The sequence below is a fragment of the Pigmentibacter sp. JX0631 genome, assembly GCF_029873255.1.
GTDB lineage: Bacteria > Bdellovibrionota_B > Oligoflexia > Silvanigrellales > Silvanigrellaceae > Silvanigrella.
Genome location: NZ_CP123622.1, coordinates 57,593 through 75,254, shown reverse-complemented (window position 1 = coordinate 75,254; position 17,662 = coordinate 57,593). Strand labels below are relative to the sequence as shown.

12 protein-coding genes and 1 CRISPR repeat array (1 of these 13 only partly in view) are annotated in these 17,662 nt (G+C 28.5%); of the genes, 1 reads left to right on the top strand and 11 read right to left on the bottom strand.

The features are described from left to right. Positions 1 to 3,764: a CRISPR direct-repeat array (repeat unit 37 nt; unit sequence GTTTCGATCCCAAATTAGGGAATAATAATTATAGAAT); it reaches 5,973 nt to the left of the window's first position. 250 nt (positions 3,765 to 4,014) lie between these two features. The 8 genes from cas2 to QEJ31_RS00225 are packed head-to-tail and all read right to left on the bottom strand — an operon-like array spanning position 4,015 to position 13,816. Further along, positions 4,015 to 4,305, bottom strand: a complete 291-nt coding sequence (gene cas2 / locus QEJ31_RS00260; protein WP_280591687.1) for a CRISPR-associated endonuclease Cas2 — start codon at positions 4,303 to 4,305, stop codon at positions 4,015 to 4,017. 11 nt (positions 4,306 to 4,316) lie between these two features. Further along, complete coding sequence (cas1, locus tag QEJ31_RS00255) at positions 4,317 to 5,342, bottom strand: CRISPR-associated endonuclease Cas1 (protein ID WP_280591685.1); 1,026 nt, start codon at positions 5,340 to 5,342, stop codon at positions 4,317 to 4,319. After that, complete coding sequence (cas4, locus tag QEJ31_RS00250; protein ID WP_280591684.1) at positions 5,335 to 5,904, bottom strand: CRISPR-associated protein Cas4; 570 nt, start codon at positions 5,902 to 5,904, stop codon at positions 5,335 to 5,337. The genes cas1 and cas4 overlap by 8 nt, the downstream gene beginning before the upstream one ends. Further along, on the bottom strand, positions 5,804 to 6,739 hold the full coding sequence (gene cas6, locus QEJ31_RS00245; protein WP_280591681.1) for a CRISPR system precrRNA processing endoribonuclease RAMP protein Cas6: 936 nt from the start codon (positions 6,737 to 6,739) through the stop codon (positions 5,804 to 5,806). Before cas6 ends, cas4 begins: the two co-directional genes overlap by 101 nt. A gap of 11 nt (positions 6,740 to 6,750) precedes the next feature. Beyond that, a complete protein-coding gene (gene cas3, locus QEJ31_RS00240) occupies positions 6,751 to 9,216 on the bottom strand; it encodes a type I-D CRISPR-associated helicase Cas3' (RefSeq protein WP_280591679.1) in 2,466 nt (821 codons plus the stop codon). A gap of 17 nt (positions 9,217 to 9,233) precedes the next feature. Beyond that, entirely contained in the window at positions 9,234 to 9,962 is a 729-nt protein-coding gene (gene cas5d / locus QEJ31_RS00235) for a type I-D CRISPR-associated protein Cas5/Csc1 (protein ID WP_280591678.1), read from the bottom strand. Further along, entirely contained in the window at positions 9,962 to 10,957 is a 996-nt protein-coding gene (cas7d, locus tag QEJ31_RS00230; protein ID WP_280591677.1) for a type I-D CRISPR-associated protein Cas7/Csc2, read from the bottom strand. The genes cas5d and cas7d overlap by 1 nt, the downstream gene beginning before the upstream one ends. A 21-nt stretch (positions 10,958 to 10,978) precedes the next feature. Further along, positions 10,979 to 13,816, bottom strand: coding sequence for a hypothetical protein (locus QEJ31_RS00225; protein WP_280591676.1), 2,838 nt, complete (start codon positions 13,814 to 13,816; stop codon positions 10,979 to 10,981). 158 nt (positions 13,817 to 13,974) lie between these two features. Between QEJ31_RS00225 and QEJ31_RS00220 the strand changes: the two genes are divergently transcribed. After that, complete coding sequence (locus QEJ31_RS00220) at positions 13,975 to 15,075, top strand: WYL domain-containing protein (protein WP_280591675.1); 1,101 nt, start codon at positions 13,975 to 13,977, stop codon at positions 15,073 to 15,075. Here QEJ31_RS00220 and QEJ31_RS00215 read toward each other — a convergent pair. Genes QEJ31_RS00215 through QEJ31_RS00205 form a run of 3 tightly spaced genes read right to left on the bottom strand, consistent with a single transcriptional unit; the run spans position 15,044 to position 17,657 of the window. Then, entirely contained in the window at positions 15,044 to 16,954 is a 1,911-nt protein-coding gene (locus QEJ31_RS00215; protein WP_280591674.1) for a SpoIIE family protein phosphatase, read from the bottom strand. The two genes, QEJ31_RS00220 and QEJ31_RS00215, sit on opposite strands and share 32 nt — an antisense overlap. Beyond that, positions 16,951 to 17,343: an ATP-binding protein gene (locus QEJ31_RS00210; RefSeq protein WP_280591673.1), complete on the bottom strand. Its 393-nt coding sequence runs from the start codon at positions 17,341 to 17,343 to the stop codon at positions 16,951 to 16,953. The genes QEJ31_RS00215 and QEJ31_RS00210 overlap by 4 nt, the downstream gene beginning before the upstream one ends. A gap of 2 nt (positions 17,344 to 17,345) precedes the next feature. Further along, positions 17,346 to 17,657: an STAS domain-containing protein gene (locus QEJ31_RS00205; protein WP_280591672.1), complete on the bottom strand. Its 312-nt coding sequence runs from the start codon at positions 17,655 to 17,657 to the stop codon at positions 17,346 to 17,348. Between the last annotated feature and the right edge of the window lie 5 nt (positions 17,658 to 17,662).

The window sequence follows — 17,662 nt, the reverse complement described above, 5'->3', positions numbered from 1 at the left end:
GATTGTTTCGATCCCAAATTAGGGAATAATAATTATAGAATCTACTGATGTTATATCACTTATAAAGGATCAAGAGTTTCGATCCCAAATTAGGGAATAATAATTATAGAATTTTTTTTTACAAAAATGTAGTCCTCATAACATCGTTTCGATCCCAAATTAGGGAATAATAATTATAGAATAAAAACTATTTACACTTTGCAAGGCTTCGTTCCTGTTTCGATCCCAAATTAGGGAATAATAATTATAGAATATCTGGGATATTAGTCACTGGATTTGCTGAAGAGTTTCGATCCCAAATTAGGGAATAATAATTATAGAATTACGTGACCCAAGTATTTCAAAACCTTTTAAGAGTTTCGATCCCAAATTAGGGAATAATAATTATAGAATGCAGGCGTGAGACTAAACGAATCTGCGGATACCCGTTTCGATCCCAAATTAGGGAATAATAATTATAGAATTGATAGACATGAGTTTCATCAATGATTAAATAAGTTTCGATCCCAAATTAGGGAATAATAATTATAGAATATATAAGCACTTGGGAGCGATACGAGGGTGGCGTGTTTCGATCCCAAATTAGGGAATAATAATTATAGAATCGTTAATTGTTTCTTTAAAATCATATCTACCATGGTTTCGATCCCAAATTAGGGAATAATAATTATAGAATAGAATAATTCATTACATTTGTCAGAACAGTAACGACAGTTTCGATCCCAAATTAGGGAATAATAATTATAGAATATTGAAGATGAAGTACGTGTTATTCCTGTTCAGTTTCGATCCCAAATTAGGGAATAATAATTATAGAATGCATTGGTTCGTTATTTTGTAAATAGATAAACTGTTTCGATCCCAAATTAGGGAATAATAATTATAGAATTTGTTTTATTTTATAAGAATATCTTGCGTTTGAATGTTTCGATCCCAAATTAGGGAATAATAATTATAGAATAAGACTAAATGTACTTTTTAAAGTATATATTAGTGTTTCGATCCCAAATTAGGGAATAATAATTATAGAATGATATAGAATGCCCTCTTCCCCCGCTCAGTTAAGTTTCGATCCCAAATTAGGGAATAATAATTATAGAATGATCAATTAAATCACTAATTTTATTTTTATATAGTTTCGATCCCAAATTAGGGAATAATAATTATAGAATATGTATGTTTAGTTATTTTGCAATTCGAAGAAGTTTCGATCCCAAATTAGGGAATAATAATTATAGAATATTTTAAGATCACAAAATGCAAGCCCATTTAAATTGTTTCGATCCCAAATTAGGGAATAATAATTATAGAATTTGAATCAACTTTTAAGACATGTTTCGATCCCAAATTAGGGAATAATAATTATAGAATGGTGCGGCAAGGGCTTCTGCCATTTGTTTTAATGTTTCGATCCCAAATTAGGGAATAATAATTATAGAATGATTTTTTCGGAGGCTCAGGAAGCACTTTAATGTTTCGATCCCAAATTAGGGAATAATAATTATAGAATAAAATCGCAATTCATTTCACGCACAACACTAGAGTTTCGATCCCAAATTAGGGAATAATAATTATAGAATTAGATTATTCAAGCGGATTAATTACGGCGGAAAAGTTTCGATCCCAAATTAGGGAATAATAATTATAGAATCTTTCCCATGTATTCCGCAATGATAATTTCCTTGGTTTCGATCCCAAATTAGGGAATAATAATTATAGAATGGAATTTAATGAAGCGTTAAGAAAAACAATAGGTTTCGATCCCAAATTAGGGAATAATAATTATAGAATGCGATAAGAATGTGCTTCACATTCATTTACCAACTTGTTTCGATCCCAAATTAGGGAATAATAATTATAGAATTTTATAGACTTTTCTATAACATTTTCGTTCAATGTTTCGATCCCAAATTAGGGAATAATAATTATAGAATGTCTCTCGATCTAATATCTGAAGATAGAGATTTGTTTCGATCCCAAATTAGGGAATAATAATTATAGAATCCATGTGGAGATCATTAAAATATACATTTATTGTTTCGATCCCAAATTAGGGAATAATAATTATAGAATGCATAACGGGGGTTCATGGACTCGTCAGATAAAGTTTCGATCCCAAATTAGGGAATAATAATTATAGAATGGAGGGCTAATTCCCGAAATCGTTTTAATGACATGTTTCGATCCCAAATTAGGGAATAATAATTATAGAATTTAAAAGGGTAGAAGTACTTGAAGCCGAACAATCTTGTTTCGATCCCAAATTAGGGAATAATAATTATAGAATGTAGTTCTAAAGACCTCAATGGCCGCTTGGATTGTTTCGATCCCAAATTAGGGAATAATAATTATAGAATTCTGCCTTTAAGATCATTCATTGTCATGCAAGTGTTTCGATCCCAAATTAGGGAATAATAATTATAGAATATAAAAATTTATTGCAGTATCTTCAGAAGCAACGTTTCGATCCCAAATTAGGGAATAATAATTATAGAATAAAGTATTTATCATTGGACAACAACGACAAATTGTTTCGATCCCAAATTAGGGAATAATAATTATAGAATTTTTTAGAAAACCAAACTTTAGACTCGCAAAGTGTTTCGATCCCAAATTAGGGAATAATAATTATAGAATTTATTAAGTTAGGTTTTTATGCCATTAACAGAAGGTTTCGATCCCAAATTAGGGAATAATAATTATAGAATAAAATACATTACTATTTCATGGTCTGAGGTTTAAGTTTCGATCCCAAATTAGGGAATAATAATTATAGAATCACATATAAAATAATGATACTATTTAAAATACCGTTTCGATCCCAAATTAGGGAATAATAATTATAGAATAAAAAATATTTGGGAATTTTATTCAATCATAAGTTTCGATCCCAAATTAGGGAATAATAATTATAGAATAATTTTTATAGAAGTTACTTTTTTTCGGATTATGTTTCGATCCCAAATTAGGGAATAATAATTATAGAATATTATTGTTGCGCCACTTCTTAAACATTTTAAAGAGTTTCGATCCCAAATTAGGGAATAATAATTATAGAATTTTTGAGCAAGGGAAGGGTCTCTCTATCACTCCGTTTCGATCCCAAATTAGGGAATAATAATTATAGAATTAATTCATATTTGGCATATGTATTTTCTGTTCAGTTTCGATCCCAAATTAGGGAATAATAATTATAGAATTCATATGAGTATAAAATAATTATAGGGTAATTTGTTTCGATCCCAAATTAGGGAATAATAATTATAGAATACCAGACATATGCATATAAAACAAAGACAAGTAGTTTCGATCCCAAATTAGGGAATAATAATTATAGAATTTCCAATTATAGCCAACATTGTAATATTCAAATAGTTTCGATCCCAAATTAGGGAATAATAATTATAGAATCCATTATGGCTGATATTTCGGATTCAAGTAGAGAGTTTCGATCCCAAATTAGGGAATAATAATTATAGAATCCGCTAAACACATAATTGAATGCGATATGATTGTGTTTCGATCCCAAATTAGGGAATAATAATTATAGAATAGCTTTCATCGCAACTAGTATTGGTGGATCAGTGTTTCGATCCCAAATTAGGGAATAATAATTATAGAATAGTTTTAAAATATTTATATCTATGTTTATTGATAGTTTCGATCCCAAATTAGGGAATAATAATTATAGAATGTGATTTGCCTGGATATTCCACAGCAGTAGTAAGTTTCGATCCCAAATTAGGGAATAATAATTATAGAATAGCACAGTAAAATAAATAAGTCAAAATAGTAAGTTACCAATTGAAGATCGAGCATCAAAGAGCTATGAATAAGAAAACAAATTTTAAAAATTAACAAGAAATTTAATCTAATAATTTCAATTAAATACCATAGCGATAATCCTAATTGTTTTAAAATAATAAAAAACTTATTTAATTATCAAATAACATTATAAAATATAGCAAAAATAAATTTTTTTACAAGTAATTAAGGCTTATTCTCGCATTAAATTCAAAAAATAAACTTATCATCACTTAACGGATCGGTCGCTTTCCCAAGGTGTATGGTTTTTTGCTGGCAGCATTCACCAAGTTTAAAAAAGATAACAGAGTCCTCTTTTTGATCGATCATTTGTAAAGCTAATTGATACATTTCTTGTAATTGACCAGCATTAAGTTGTGTTTCAAAAACACTTTTTTGAATCCGCACACCAAAGCGTTTCATTGTTTTAGAAATGTCTCGCAACCTTTTTGTTCCACCATCTGTTGAAGTTGCAATATCATAGCTAATAATCACTCGCATGAATTAAATTATTACCTCCATAAAAATGCTGGGTAGTTGTCAATTGTTCCCTGAAAAAAACGGGCTAATAATCTTGCTTGCAACAATGGAAAATGTCCCCAATGATGGCTACTTTTTAAGAAAGGATGTTGAATTTCCCTCTGTTTATATTCTTTCCACTTTAAAAGAAATTCTTTAAGTGCATCAGGTTTTAATTGATATTCAAGGATTGGCGTTTTTGAATTTATAATAAAATCATTTTCTGTTATAACTTTTTTATGAATTAATGAAAATATAAAAGCATCCACATATGCGCAACGAAATTCTTCCATTAAATCAAGAGCGCATTCAGGCCTACCCGCTCTTTCTTCATGTAAAAATCCAATGTATGGATCTAATCCTACAATGTGACAAGCGCTTAAAGTATCACTTAGTAACAAACTATATCCTAAAGAAAGCAGACAATTAACTTCATCTTTTGGAGGACGCCTACTACGCCCATTCCATTGAAATGAAGTATTAGAAAGTAACAATGGAAAACAGTTAAAATATTCCTTTGCAGCAAGACCTTCATATCCTCTAATAGTTGCTAAGTCTTCTGCTGAAGAAAGTTTAAATTCTATTTTTTTTAGTTCGTTAATAGCTGATGATAAATGATTTTCTTTATCAAAATCAATATTTCTAGCATGGCGCATTAACCACGTGCGGCTATTTTTTATTTTTGCAGTCACAAAAATTTTGGCAAGATTTTCTTGGTTTTTATGATCTAATGCAAATTCAACTTGTTTTCTACGGAGCAAAGAATTTTTAGAAATAAAAGGTTCAATTCTTCCCTGACAATGACCTTTCCAGTCTAAAAAAACAGCTGGAATATGTTTTTTATTTAACTCCTGTAATAAACTTCCAGTTACTTTTGAACCTTGAGGAAATATTACAGTTGAAATTTGTTCAAGAGGCATTTGTTTTTTTATACCATCTTCATTTTCGCAGCAAATATTACTATTTGTAAGAAAAATTGTACTTTCAATTTCAGTTATAAATAAATCTGATTTAATCATCTTTAGTATTCCAATAATCGAAAAGGTTAGTGTTACTGGATTTAGGTAAGCAAGTATTATATAAAGAGCATCCATCACATTTTTTTGAATATTCCGGTGTTGTTCTTCTTTTTCCCATTATAATGTTACTTAAATCGGCTATTTTATTCTCAATTTTAGAGGTGGAATTTAACTCCCAATTAACTTTAATTTTATTTTTAGTTTCAGCATAATAAATATATGAGTAATTAATGTTGAAATTCATTTCTTTAAAACAATACATTAAAGCTTCTACCTGAATAATATCATTTTCCCAAGCAGTCGAAATATTTTTAGGAGAACCTTTTTTATATTCATGTATAATATATTCAGAATAATTAAATTCTAGTAAATCAATGACTCCTTCTAAATTTAATACATCACTATAAACTTTAACAGCTGAATAAAAATTTTCATTATTTCTTTTATAGTTTTTTGCTTGATCAATGTTTCGATGAATAAATTTTCCTTTCCAAACGTGCTCGTTGTTCTCCATTTCTCCACATCCGTGGATAAGAAAAGCTCTGTGGTTGCAAAATTCCATTTGATTCAATGCCGAAATTAAAATAGGGGATCGATTTATCATTATTGAGTAATTCCTTTTCTGTTAACCACTCTAATTCAATTTTACCAAAACCACGTGTGATACGACTGCCAATTCCTGAAAATTCTGCGAACTTTAAGAGTTGCGTATATTTGTTATAAATTAATGAAGTTTCAGAAGTATACTCCCAACTACAGGATCCCTTAAAGCCTCTTTCGTATCCTCTTTTACTCAGTATGGAATATGTTCGGCCTTCAATGCTTTTTTCTGTTATGACAGATAACATTTTTGTTAATTCTGCTGCCGTAACTTTATCATGTTGATGTAAATTCATTTCGAAACAATCATTCCATTTTTTTGCTGCTAAATTAAGAATCAATTCTGGAGAAGGGGTCATTAATATTCTTCGAATACTAGTATCTTTTTCAATGAAATATTGTTGTCTAACTTGAAATAAAGTTAAAAAATGTATTTTAATTCCAGCAAAATAATTTTTACTTAAATTAGAAAATTGGTTCCATGCTGTAATATTATGATTGATTGAATATACTGCATACTGCTGACTTCCAAAGGTTATTTTTTCAATAGGCTGTTTTAACCATCCTTGCATTAGAGGAATTAAGAATTCATCACTAAGAATACTGATAACTAAATTTGTTTCAAAATTATTATTTATAATATAGCCTTGAAATAGTGGGACTTTGTTTTTCGTATGCAGTTTTTCAGAAATTTCAGGAGATCCTCTTTTTATTAAGTAATAAATACAACCCTGTAGTTCATCGGGTTCAACTTTTTCTCGCAGTGTTTCTATTTTTAAAGTAATTTGAAATGGCATAATGTTACCTTTTATCCGTAATAATTAAAAATTTGTTCGACAATAAATGTTTCGGAGCCTGTCCAACATGGAATTTCAGTATTAAGTGAAATATTTTTACCTTCTTGGAAATCTAAAAATGCTGAGGGAAAGTATCCGTAATGCTCACACATTTTTTTTGCATAGTCATAGTTCTTAAATAATTTTTTTAATGGAGCAAAATATAAAATTCCATTCTTAGCGCAATCATTATTTAACTCTTCAATTAAAAGTTTATCTATATCAAACCTATCATTTTTTATTAGAATTGACATTACTACATTTATTTTTTTGAAATTTTGTTCACTTTCAAGTTCATTTCTCTGTATTTCTGTTAAAATTAAGAAAATTTTTAATTTCCTAGTTTCCTCTAGAAAGGAATGTATAACAGTAACATATTTTTTTCTAATAAGTTCTGATGAATTTTCTTCAGGATATTTTTTTCTAAATTCTTCTACAGTATGCACTGAGTAATTACAATTTTTTAGGATTCTTAAAATGGAGATATCGTTTGTGAAATCAGGTTCATTCAAAAATAATCCATTTTCATCAAAGGTTAAAATTTCGCTATCAAAGGCTTGTGAGCCTCTAAAACTTAATAAAGAGTTGCTTAGACACGCTTCTCGCCAAAGAATTTCAATTACTTTTCTATATATTTTTTGTACATTTAATTTTTGATTAAATAAATTTGCAAATATTTTTTGCTCTTTAATTGCTTTAACAATATTATTTGAGTTATTATTATCGTCAATAATTTCGTTGCAACTACTTAACCATTTGAATGTCTTATAAGTATTATTTTCTGCTATTGTAGTGCAATACCACTTTTCATCTGTAAAATAGGATAAATTATCTGGAAATGCAAAGTCTTTAAATTCTTTTTTTAATTCCATGCATTCATCCATTGCCTTTCCAATGGAAAGAATAATTTCTGCTGGAATATTTTTACCAGTTATTATTTCGACAATTTGTTGAACTATTTTTTTAAATTTGGCATTTATTTCAAGTTCATGATTCAATCCCTTTGCAAAGCCGGCAAAGGCCCATCCTAAAATTTTCAATCTTAAGTCAATAGAAAATTCTTCAATCCCAGGCTTTTCCATTTCTGATAAGCAAATTTCCTTAAATAAATGCTTAAATTTATTTCTTTCCATTGGAAAATTAATATTATTACTTTCAATATATGTTCTCAGTTTTATTAATGCTTGCTTTGGAATATATGCAAAAGCTTGTGAAGGGATATCTTTAATTTCATATGGAAGAACTCTTCCAGCCCTTCCAAGTCTTTGCCATAGTCTATCAATGGTAGGTGCCTCACAATAAATCGTATCTATTGATTGAAATTGTTTATTTTCTTTTTTTGGGAAGTTAAATCCTAAGTCTACAGTTGGGGTAGCAAGAATTAAATCATTTGTTACTACTTTTAATCTTTCCGAGTGTGATATCATACCTGTAATTTTTTTAGGATTTAAATTATGTTCTGTTTTTAAGTTATTTGCTATTTTATTTATTCTATTTAATGAATCAGACAAAATTAACATATCTTTCTTCATTTTTTTATGTTCTAAAATTTCGAGTTGCTCTTTCGCAGTTATAAAGCATTCATTTATTTTTAATTCTCTAAATTCAATATTAATGGGGCTTAAAGATACGACCCTTGGCAAATCAAGCGGAGCGCTCTGTGGTTCAATACAAGCAATTTTGACGTCCAATTTATGTAGGGCATTTATAAACCATTTTAAATCTTTTTCAGGAGTAGCACTAAGAAGTAGGATTCTACGTTTGTCATTCTTAGCTAATCCAGCTGACCATAAAAGCAGAGAGAAAAATAAGCTTGTTAATTGCAAAGCATGATAGACATGAGTTTCATCAATGATTAAATAATCTATTCTTCCAATAAATTCAGCACCCAAAGAAACTTCATGCGAACCATATTGAAAATTTGAAGCTAAGCGGAAAATATCAGGATTAGTAATTAAGATAAGTTTTGTTGTGTTACTAATAGATTCGTCTATAAGTGAAGGATCTTTCCAAAGTTCGATCAACAATCTCCCATTGCTTTGGCATCGTTTTGCTAAATCTGGCCGTGTTTTTTGGATGTTACTTCTAATTGCTTTGGCTTTTTTAGCGTCAAAACCAATAACTATATAGGGCAAGTTATTTTTTTCTATAAATTCTTTTGCATCACTTTCGTGTTGCGCAACCAAAGCATTTGTTGGGGCAACAATTACTGTGCGTGAAGGGTAGGGTTGGCGTAACAAATGAGTATAAGCAGCTAATGTTTTTCCTGTACCCGTGTCACTTAAATTTAGCACAACATAATTATTTTCTAATTCTAAATATGTTTGCAACTGATGCCATAGTAAGTTTTGAATACTTCTAAGCTCAAGTGGAATAGTATTAGGATGAGCAATAGGTTCTGCATGTGCTAATAAAGAAACAGGTACAGAAAAATTCATTTTTGCCTCAAACTCGATTAAGTTGGAAAGTTCCAAAACACATTATTTGGAATATTTGCTTCTTTCGTTTCTAAATATTCACCGTGTGCACGGATATTTTTTAAAATAGGTGCAGGGCGTATATTTATAATGTCATAGGAGTCAATGTTTGAATGATTTGCTACATCAACAGAATTCAAACCACCAGAAAAATAGAATGAACCATTTTTCTTCATGCAGGGTATTTCTTGAATTTCGCAATGCGTTTTAGCCATTGTTTTTCCTAATCTAATCCAAGTTGGAAAAGAAATGTGCTCGTTATTTTTCACAACACACCAGCTAGTAAATAAACTTCCACGGGAAACGTAACGGATGTAACCTTGTTGCGGTTTATTTACAGCTCTTGCCCTAACGCCCCCAACCAAAAAATCTAGGTCGTCAACAATGCACCCTTGTCCCATTTGGTAACGTAACCCCTCCCCAATTACATTCCAGCGTTCTTGATGATAATTAACTGCTTGAGAACTTGAAGGAACCGCTGGAAAAAAATAAATATTTTTTTCCAGTAGAGTATTTAAATCTTCTTTATATCTAGGACGCATCGGCGCATCTTCAATTCGCCGTTGACTCTTGGCCATCCCAAATGCAAAAGCTAAAGCATAATTACTGATTACTGCCTCAGTTAAATACTCAGTATTATATTCATAGCTTGCATGAAATAGGGGTTCATGAAGAGTCATTTTTAGGTGAAAAACTCTTTCATTCACTATTTATCTCCTTTTTTTGGTTTCTTTTTCCCATTTTCACTTGCAGATTTGGTAAATGTCGTGACATAATTTTCTGTCTGTTCATTAAATAATTCAATAAGTTTTTCTGTTTTGGCGAGAGTTTGAAATTCGTTCAACATGCTATTGAGATCACCACCCCTTACCCAGGAGACTTGTGAATTAACTTGTTTAGCAAGTATCGGAAGACCTTCTGTAGCAAGTGCTGTTACTTCATTTAATGCTAAGGGATGTCTGCTTTCAGAATTTAATTGCTCATGAATTTCACGGAGCCATTGTAAATTACTTCCTAATTCTTGTGCCGAAAAGGCAACTCCCAAAAGGTGATTTTGCATTTTTCCAATGCGAGTACTCATTGCCCCATAGCGATTGGTATTTAATACATTCATTAAGACATAAAGAAATTCTGTTTGAGAAACATCGTGCAACACAATTTGATCTAAGATATGCACCCCAGGGCGTATATATTCAGAAGAACCTAATGATTGAGAATTCTCACCATCAAGTATCATTGTCCCATTTTCATAAATGGCATTGAATGTTCTAAAATCTGATATTTCATCGATGGAAAGAATTGAAAAAGCATCGCTAGATAACACTCTGGCTTTCATACACCCAGCATCGCCAACAGCAAAACCGTAAATATTGCAATCTAAACATTTTCCACAGGAGCTTTGGCTGTTTAATGCACAAAGCTTGCCTTCATTTGTTTCTTTTAATAATGAATGATTTCTTAATACTTCTCTTCCGGTTCTTCTTTCTGCGGCAAGTGCTTTTCTTTTTGACATGACTGCATAAGTAGAACTTCCCCATTTAGAACTTATAATTTCTTTTGCTATGGGTTCACCAGAACCTTCTGTTCTAAAAATCACTTCACTTTGTGTTTCGCGCAAAACAAACAGACTTATAAATTTATTACTTGGATAATTGGAATATTCGTTGGAAAAAAATTGTTCATAGTTTTTTAAAAAATTCATGTTTAGTACCCTTTCAGAAAATTAAAGTGTGTTTTCAAATAGAACTTCTTTTGAATGAGATTCAGTAACATTGTTTACTAACTGTGAATCCGATGCGTTTAATTTTTCTTCTCTTAGTTTTTCCCTTTCTACTCTTAAATAAGTTAAAAATGCACTACGCAGTAAGTTTTCATCGAGTCTTAATCTGTTCAAATTATTTTCGTAACAATCGAAAGCCATGTCTTCAAATGCTTTATGAAACTCTTGCAATGCTTCGCGTTTTGTTTTGCCTATTTTATAGATATTATCTCTTGCCAAGGCTTCAAAACATTTATCTTGGGAAACAGCAAGTAAAGTATTTAAAGAATGTTCTTTTGCTGATTTTTTAATTTGTTTCAATATTTCATCAAAACATCTTGAAAGACCATATCTACTTTCTCCTTTATTAATAACTAAAAAATTAGAAGCAGCTATTTTTGCCATATTTTGTAAATACATTTCTGTTTTTTTCATTTCGTCTCCATTTATTGAATTTTCGTTGAATTTAGCAAGTAAAGAATAAAATGTATTTCTAAAATCAAGAATATGTAAAGCAATGTCATTTAAAACAAAGGATTGCTTATTTTCAGTAAATCTCGCATAAAGAATATTTAATTCATAAATTAAGTTTAGCCCCCCCTTCTGCGCTGATTTTAAAATGTTCGTAATTAAATATTTTTTATTTTTTGTCGAAGAAAGAATATTTTTTTCTGTCAAAAATAAATTTTGAATCCATTCATAGAGATATGGAGTATTTTCAGTAGTTATTTCTGAAGGTATAAAGTAGCTAAGTAAACCAGGCAAACCAGAAATACAAAATTCATTTTTTTCATCATAATGTGCACTGAGAAATGGGGTAAGAACTGCTTTATAGTAAGTTTTATGAGAAATAGCAATACTGATAGCGATGCTTCTTAACCAAAAATTATTTTTATCTTCATCTTTAAAACTTGTTATTGGTTGCACTGAATACAACGAATTTTTTATTCTTTCATTACAAAAAATTCCAGAAAAATCAGGATTTAATTTACTATCTTGTAAATTATTTTCAAAATTTCTTATATTCAAACATTTTTTATTTTCTAAAATATGAATTTCATCTATGAGAAAACACAACTGCGAAGAAATAAACTTGTACTTTGTTATGGAATTCTTCGGGAACAGGTGTAAATTTAAATTTTCTGACGAAAACCGAAAATTATTGTGAACATTTTTGTTTATAAAGTTTATTTCTTGAAATATTTTATCTTGCATTCTTAAAGGGTCTCCTTTTTTGCCTGCAAGATTATTATTACTAAATTGAGTAACCTTAATATCCCCAAGAAATTCGCTTGAAACTATTTTAAAAGTATCTGTAAAAGAAGATCCAAATGAACTTCGTTCTTCTTTTTCATAATTTTTAAAATATTTTTCAAATGCTTTTAGAGGTTTCTTCTCTGTTGAAAAAGAAAATGAATTGTTAATAAATTCAATCAAACTATTTTCAACTATATTTTTTCCTGTTTCAATAGTTAATGTATTTCTTACTAATTTTAATGCGGTAGCCATAATTGTTTTAGCAACTTTTTCTTTCTCACGAAATTGTATTCCTAAAATATAGGGAAGTTCATATACGTCATCAAACCCTTTCCCATTGTGATTCCAGGTACTTATTCGTTGAAATTTTTTTATTTCTTCAAGCTCAAATTCGGGATTTTGTTTTAATTCCTCTTCAATGAGAACAATTGGCTTTTTCTTTAAATTTAATTCTTTCAGAATATTGAAAGCTGCAGAAATAATTTGAACTTTTTTTAATTCATCTATATTGCTGCTCAATTCAATATCTTCAAAACTTAAATTATCAGTTTTATATTTTTCAATGCGGCCTTGCAAGTTTATTGAAAGAGCTTTGGGTTCTCTATTATTTATCCAAGAATATAAAGACTCAACAATTAAATTATCATCAAACAATTTTAAAACTTCTTCGGAAACTTTAATTCCATCTTTGCTAGAATCAAAAAATGTATTTATATTCCCACACTTACTTGTTCTTTCTTCAATGTAATTATCTAATACAAGTTGTCTAAATTGATCATAATTAAATTTATTTTTTTCTGCATAAACAAATGCTATTTGATTGAAATTATAGTAAAGAATAGTTCCTTTTATGTTTTTTATAGTTTTAATTATTGCAGTTGTCAGCAATTCAGAAATTGAATTGGAAGTTAAGGATAAATTAATTTTTTCTAAATAAAACTTAGTTTGAAAACCATTTACTAAATGTTGCAATAAAATTTCTTGCTGCTCAGTTGAATCCACTGCTAAATCAGAAATATCTATAGCGCTTAAAATAGAACAATATCTGGAAAGTTTTAAATAAGCTTCACTGCTGTCAAATAATAAAGAATTTTGTTTAGTGTTCCGATAGCTAGTATTTGGAATTATTTTCTTAGCTACTCCAAGTGCTTTTTCATAACTAAAATAAGCATCTGTAATTTCATTGATAAACTTGTGTAAATTTAGTTTTTCAAATAATTCTTCAAATTCTGGCATTTCAACTATTTTACTTAATGGAGTATCTTTTAGTTCAGGTAACATTTTATTTGCATCATGCATTATCCAACTAACAATTAAAATGTAGCTAGAATATTGATCTAAAAATTCATTGTTTTCTATTAAGTCAAACGCAAAAATTAATCCATTGTAAATGTGAGTCGAAAATTTTGTCCCTGTTCTTATTCCAGTCTGAGAAAAATCTATACTTTCTAAATAATCTTTTAATTTTCGACTTGAATGTACTTTAAAACTTTCAGTAATATGAGTCTTGCTTCCCAATTCACTAAATAAGTCTGTTGCAATCATTTTACCTCCATTCATTTTTTTATAATTTCACTTCGAAACATAACAGCCTGTGAAATAGAGGTCAAATAGTTTAAATTATTGAAGCCTTATAATATAAGGTTTGTAAAATTTGACTTTTAAGGTAACTAATTTTACTTTTTTGCAGAGGGAAGAATAATATGTCAGAGCACTCAGATAAAAAAGAATCAAATACAGTTTATGTCAATAGAATTCTAACAACATTCTCTTATATTAGTAATGAAATATCTTGTAAAGATCTTTTACTCAAATTAGAAATGGAAGGCTATAAGCTTTCAATAAAAACCTTGCAACGCGATCTTCAAACTCTCAAAAAAAATGGTTTTATTAATTATAAAAAAGGAAATTGGTTTCCCTTAAAAAGTTTACTTGTTGTAAATGAAATTCAAGCTGTTTATTTGCTTATATCTTTAATAGGGATTCAAAATTTCTTTTTTTTAAAAGATACTCAACTTGAACAGCTTTTTTCTCAACTTGCTAAAATTGCAAATATCGAATTGCATAAAGTAAAAAAAATTTTCTTTTGGTCACAGGGGATTAAAAAATTTGCAAACAGCAATATTTCTAAATTTAGTAACACCATTATTCAAGCCATGAATCAAAAAAAGTTACTTCAGCTCTGTTATACTAGTTATGGTAAAAGTATTGAAAAATTACATATTGTCCAACCCGTTGCAATAGGAATAACAGAAGCCCCCTATTTTTTTGGCAAATTAATTAATAGTAATTCTGATCTTGAAGATAATTTGATGTTTCGACTTGATAGAATAAAACAAATTCAAATTCTAGAAAATTCTAACACTTCATATGATAATAACAATGATTTCAATATTCATGAATTAATCTCGAAGCGGATGGGGAATCATTTTGGACTTGATAATAAAACTAAAATTAAACATATTACTATGCTAGCAATAAATGCGCGGGCAGTTGAATTGAAAAATTTAATTGAAAATGGAGCGTATTTTAATCTAAAAGCGATATTGATAGATCCTAATAATTATACTGATAAAATAAAAAATTATATTGAAAAATTAAAATATATTGTGAATGATAATTATATTATTTTTAGATTTTCGGTTGCTTATGATTCAGATTTTATACAATGGATTTTGGGTAGAATGGATAGCATATTTATACTAGATCCTGAAGATATTAGAGAAGAAATTCTGCAAAAAATAAAAGTAGCACAAGAAAGATACTCAAAACTCACTCCTCCAGTCGAATCATCAATAAGGTAAAATCATCGTACTGATTTTCATAATTTTCAATGAAAGTAAAAAAATCTTGCCAAATGTATTTGATCATTTCGTCAATGCTTTGCATTGTCATGCTGAAGCGTAAGGCATCTTGAAAACTATTTTGGTAAAATATTCCTGTTTTGTTTTTTTGTTCTAATATTCCATCAGTAGTTGAAATCAAAAACTTAACTTTGTTTTTTACTTGCAAGCTACAAAATTTATATTCTTCATTAGAATTTATTCCAATTGGAGTAAATGAATCTGTACTTTTAACTTCATGGACAAGATTATTTTCATCAGTATAAAATAAATTAGGAGCACCAGCGTTAATAATATATATTTCATTCCTCTTTTGGCAAACAGCAATTGCTTTAAAAGAAATAAAGTTGCAATTAATATTTTTTACAACCATATATTTATTGAATTCATTCAATATGTTTTCAAAACTTTCTAAACTGTGGACTAATTTTAAATTGAAATTAAAAAAGATATCAATATGATTTACTAAAATCATAGCGCCGACACCTTTCCCAGAAACATCAGCAACAAAAAAGATTTTTAAATCATTTTCAAGTTCAAAAATTCTGACATAATCGCCGCTAAAGTTAAAAGCAGGATTAATCATATAGCCAAAGTTTTTTTCTATGTGTGAGCTTTTAATAAAATATTCTATTGTTTCTTTGCTATGTCTTATATCATTATCAATTTTAATTTTTACTGAAAATTCAGACACTAAATACTTGAAAACACGATACACTTCTTTTGTGATTGCATTCATCTTCGATTCTTTAGTGTCTTTTCGAGAATCTAAATATTCAAGTACACCTATTAAAATAGCATGCTGTGGTTTTATATATCTATAGTAAAAGAAAAAGATAAATAAATAAAATAAAATTAAAACAAATACAAAGTAAATTAAATTGGGATCAAGTAAAGAGTTTTTTAAAATATCTATTATTGAAAAAGTACTGACTAATACAATTCCATCGACAATTTTTTGTGTATTATAAACATGAAAATTTTTAAAATTGTATCCCAATTTTATTTTAGAGTGTTCTGAATAAACAAACCAATCAGTATCATCGTATTGTTTATCTAGAGAATAGTGTTGATTTTTTCTATCTACTAAAAAAAGATTGATATGTTTATTATTTACATTTAGGTTTGAAACACTTTGAAAAAGTTGCTCTAGATCTATATCTAGAGCAAATGTTCCTTGAAATATTCTATCTTTAAAAATGGGAACAGTAAGTGCAAATACTTTCTTCTTTGTGATTAAATCGTCATATATTGTAGAAATATATGGTTTATTAGTAGTTACGGTGTTTTCAAGAATATCACCATTATATGATTTTTCAGAAAATTTATAAGTTAATGGATTTTCTATAAAAGGGTATACATAGACAAATTTATTTTTAGAGTAGTAATAAGTCCAAAGAACATAGTCAATTTTTTGGAAATTTTTAATCATAACAGATAAGTGTTCGAGTGCTGAGAATTCATCCAGAAAAAATGTCATTGGTGAATATAAAGAAATAAAAGTTCCTATATTAGGGGAATTATATACATATCTATTAAAAGCATCTTTATGACTAAAATGCGGATTGTATCTATAGTGACTATCTAAATGTTTAAAAGATAAAAAAGAGTTTTTTAACGAAACAACATGCTTAGATATAAAATCAATTTGATAATTTATAATTTGCGAGTTTTTTTGGATATTTTCATTTTGTATTGCAACATTAAAACTTAGTAATTTAATAAAAAGAATAACAAATGCAAAAATTACTAAAAAGATTGAAACAATAATGGTCTTTATTATAACCTTTTTTGAATAACTTTCGAAATCGATGTTTATTTTTTTGAAATCTGGTTTCATACGTTAAACTTCATAGTGTTTTTAATTTGTTTAGGATCATAATGAAATTCATAGTTTCTTATTAAATTAAAAATTAAAAATATTCCTAATCCTCCTTCTTGCATGTCATCTATGTCAGTACACAAATTTTGATTTTCGGAGTAGTGAGAAAAAATATCAAAAATTTCAGAGTAATCATTGTATTCAATAGAAAATTTTTCATTAGTAAATTCAATATAAATTTCAAGTGGCTGTAAATTACTCTGAGAATGCTTTAGACTGTTGGTAAGTAGTTCTTCCAAAACAAATCTAAGATTAGCGATTTTATTTTTATCTATGTCAAAAATTTTTTCTATACTATTTAAAAAAGCTAAAATCTCAGTTCTGTTTTTTGGGACTATAAACTTCATAGTTAATCCTCAAGGAAAGGAAGGATTTTGCAAAATCCAGATAAAGTAATAATGTTTTTTACCATTTCATTTTCTACTTTCAAAAATATTTTATTTTTATCAGAGTAAACTTGTTTTGCACAACGTAATAAACTTCTTAATCCAACACTACTGATGTAATTCACGTTTTTTAAATTAATTACTGTTTTTTCAATATTTTTATTGTAATTTCCAAAAAAGTATTGATCAAAATTTTCAAAACTTTCAAGATCTAGACTGCCGCTGCAATTAAAACTTTGCATGTCATTATTAAGAGAGTGTTCAATTTGTAGCATAAATT

Bases quoted from the DNA above. Each gene is read 5' to 3' on its own strand.
- cas2 (WP_280591687.1), bottom strand. From the start codon at position 4,305: ATGCGAGTGATTATTAGCTATGATATTGCAACTTCAACAGATGGTGGA.
- cas1 (WP_280591685.1), bottom strand. From the start codon at position 5,342: ATGATTAAATCAGATTTATTTATAACTGAAATTGAAAGTACAATTTTT.
- cas4 (WP_280591684.1), bottom strand. From the start codon at position 5,904: ATGGAATTTTGCAACCACAGAGCTTTTCTTATCCACGGATGTGGAGAA.
- cas6 (WP_280591681.1), bottom strand. From the start codon at position 6,739: ATGCCATTTCAAATTACTTTAAAAATAGAAACACTGCGAGAAAAAGTT.
- cas3 (WP_280591679.1), bottom strand. From the start codon at position 9,216: ATGAATTTTTCTGTACCTGTTTCTTTATTAGCACATGCAGAACCTATT.
- cas7d (WP_280591677.1), bottom strand. From the start codon at position 10,957: ATGAATTTTTTAAAAAACTATGAACAATTTTTTTCCAACGAATATTCC.
- QEJ31_RS00225 (WP_280591676.1), bottom strand. From the start codon at position 13,816: ATGATTGCAACAGACTTATTTAGTGAATTGGGAAGCAAGACTCATATT.
- QEJ31_RS00220 (WP_280591675.1), top strand. From the start codon at position 13,975: ATGTCAGAGCACTCAGATAAAAAAGAATCAAATACAGTTTATGTCAAT.
- QEJ31_RS00215 (WP_280591674.1), bottom strand. From the start codon at position 16,954: ATGAAACCAGATTTCAAAAAAATAAACATCGATTTCGAAAGTTATTCA.
- QEJ31_RS00210 (WP_280591673.1), bottom strand. From the start codon at position 17,343: ATGAAGTTTATAGTCCCAAAAAACAGAACTGAGATTTTAGCTTTTTTA.
- QEJ31_RS00205 (WP_280591672.1), bottom strand. From the start codon at position 17,657: ATGCTACAAATTGAACACTCTCTTAATAATGACATGCAAAGTTTTAAT.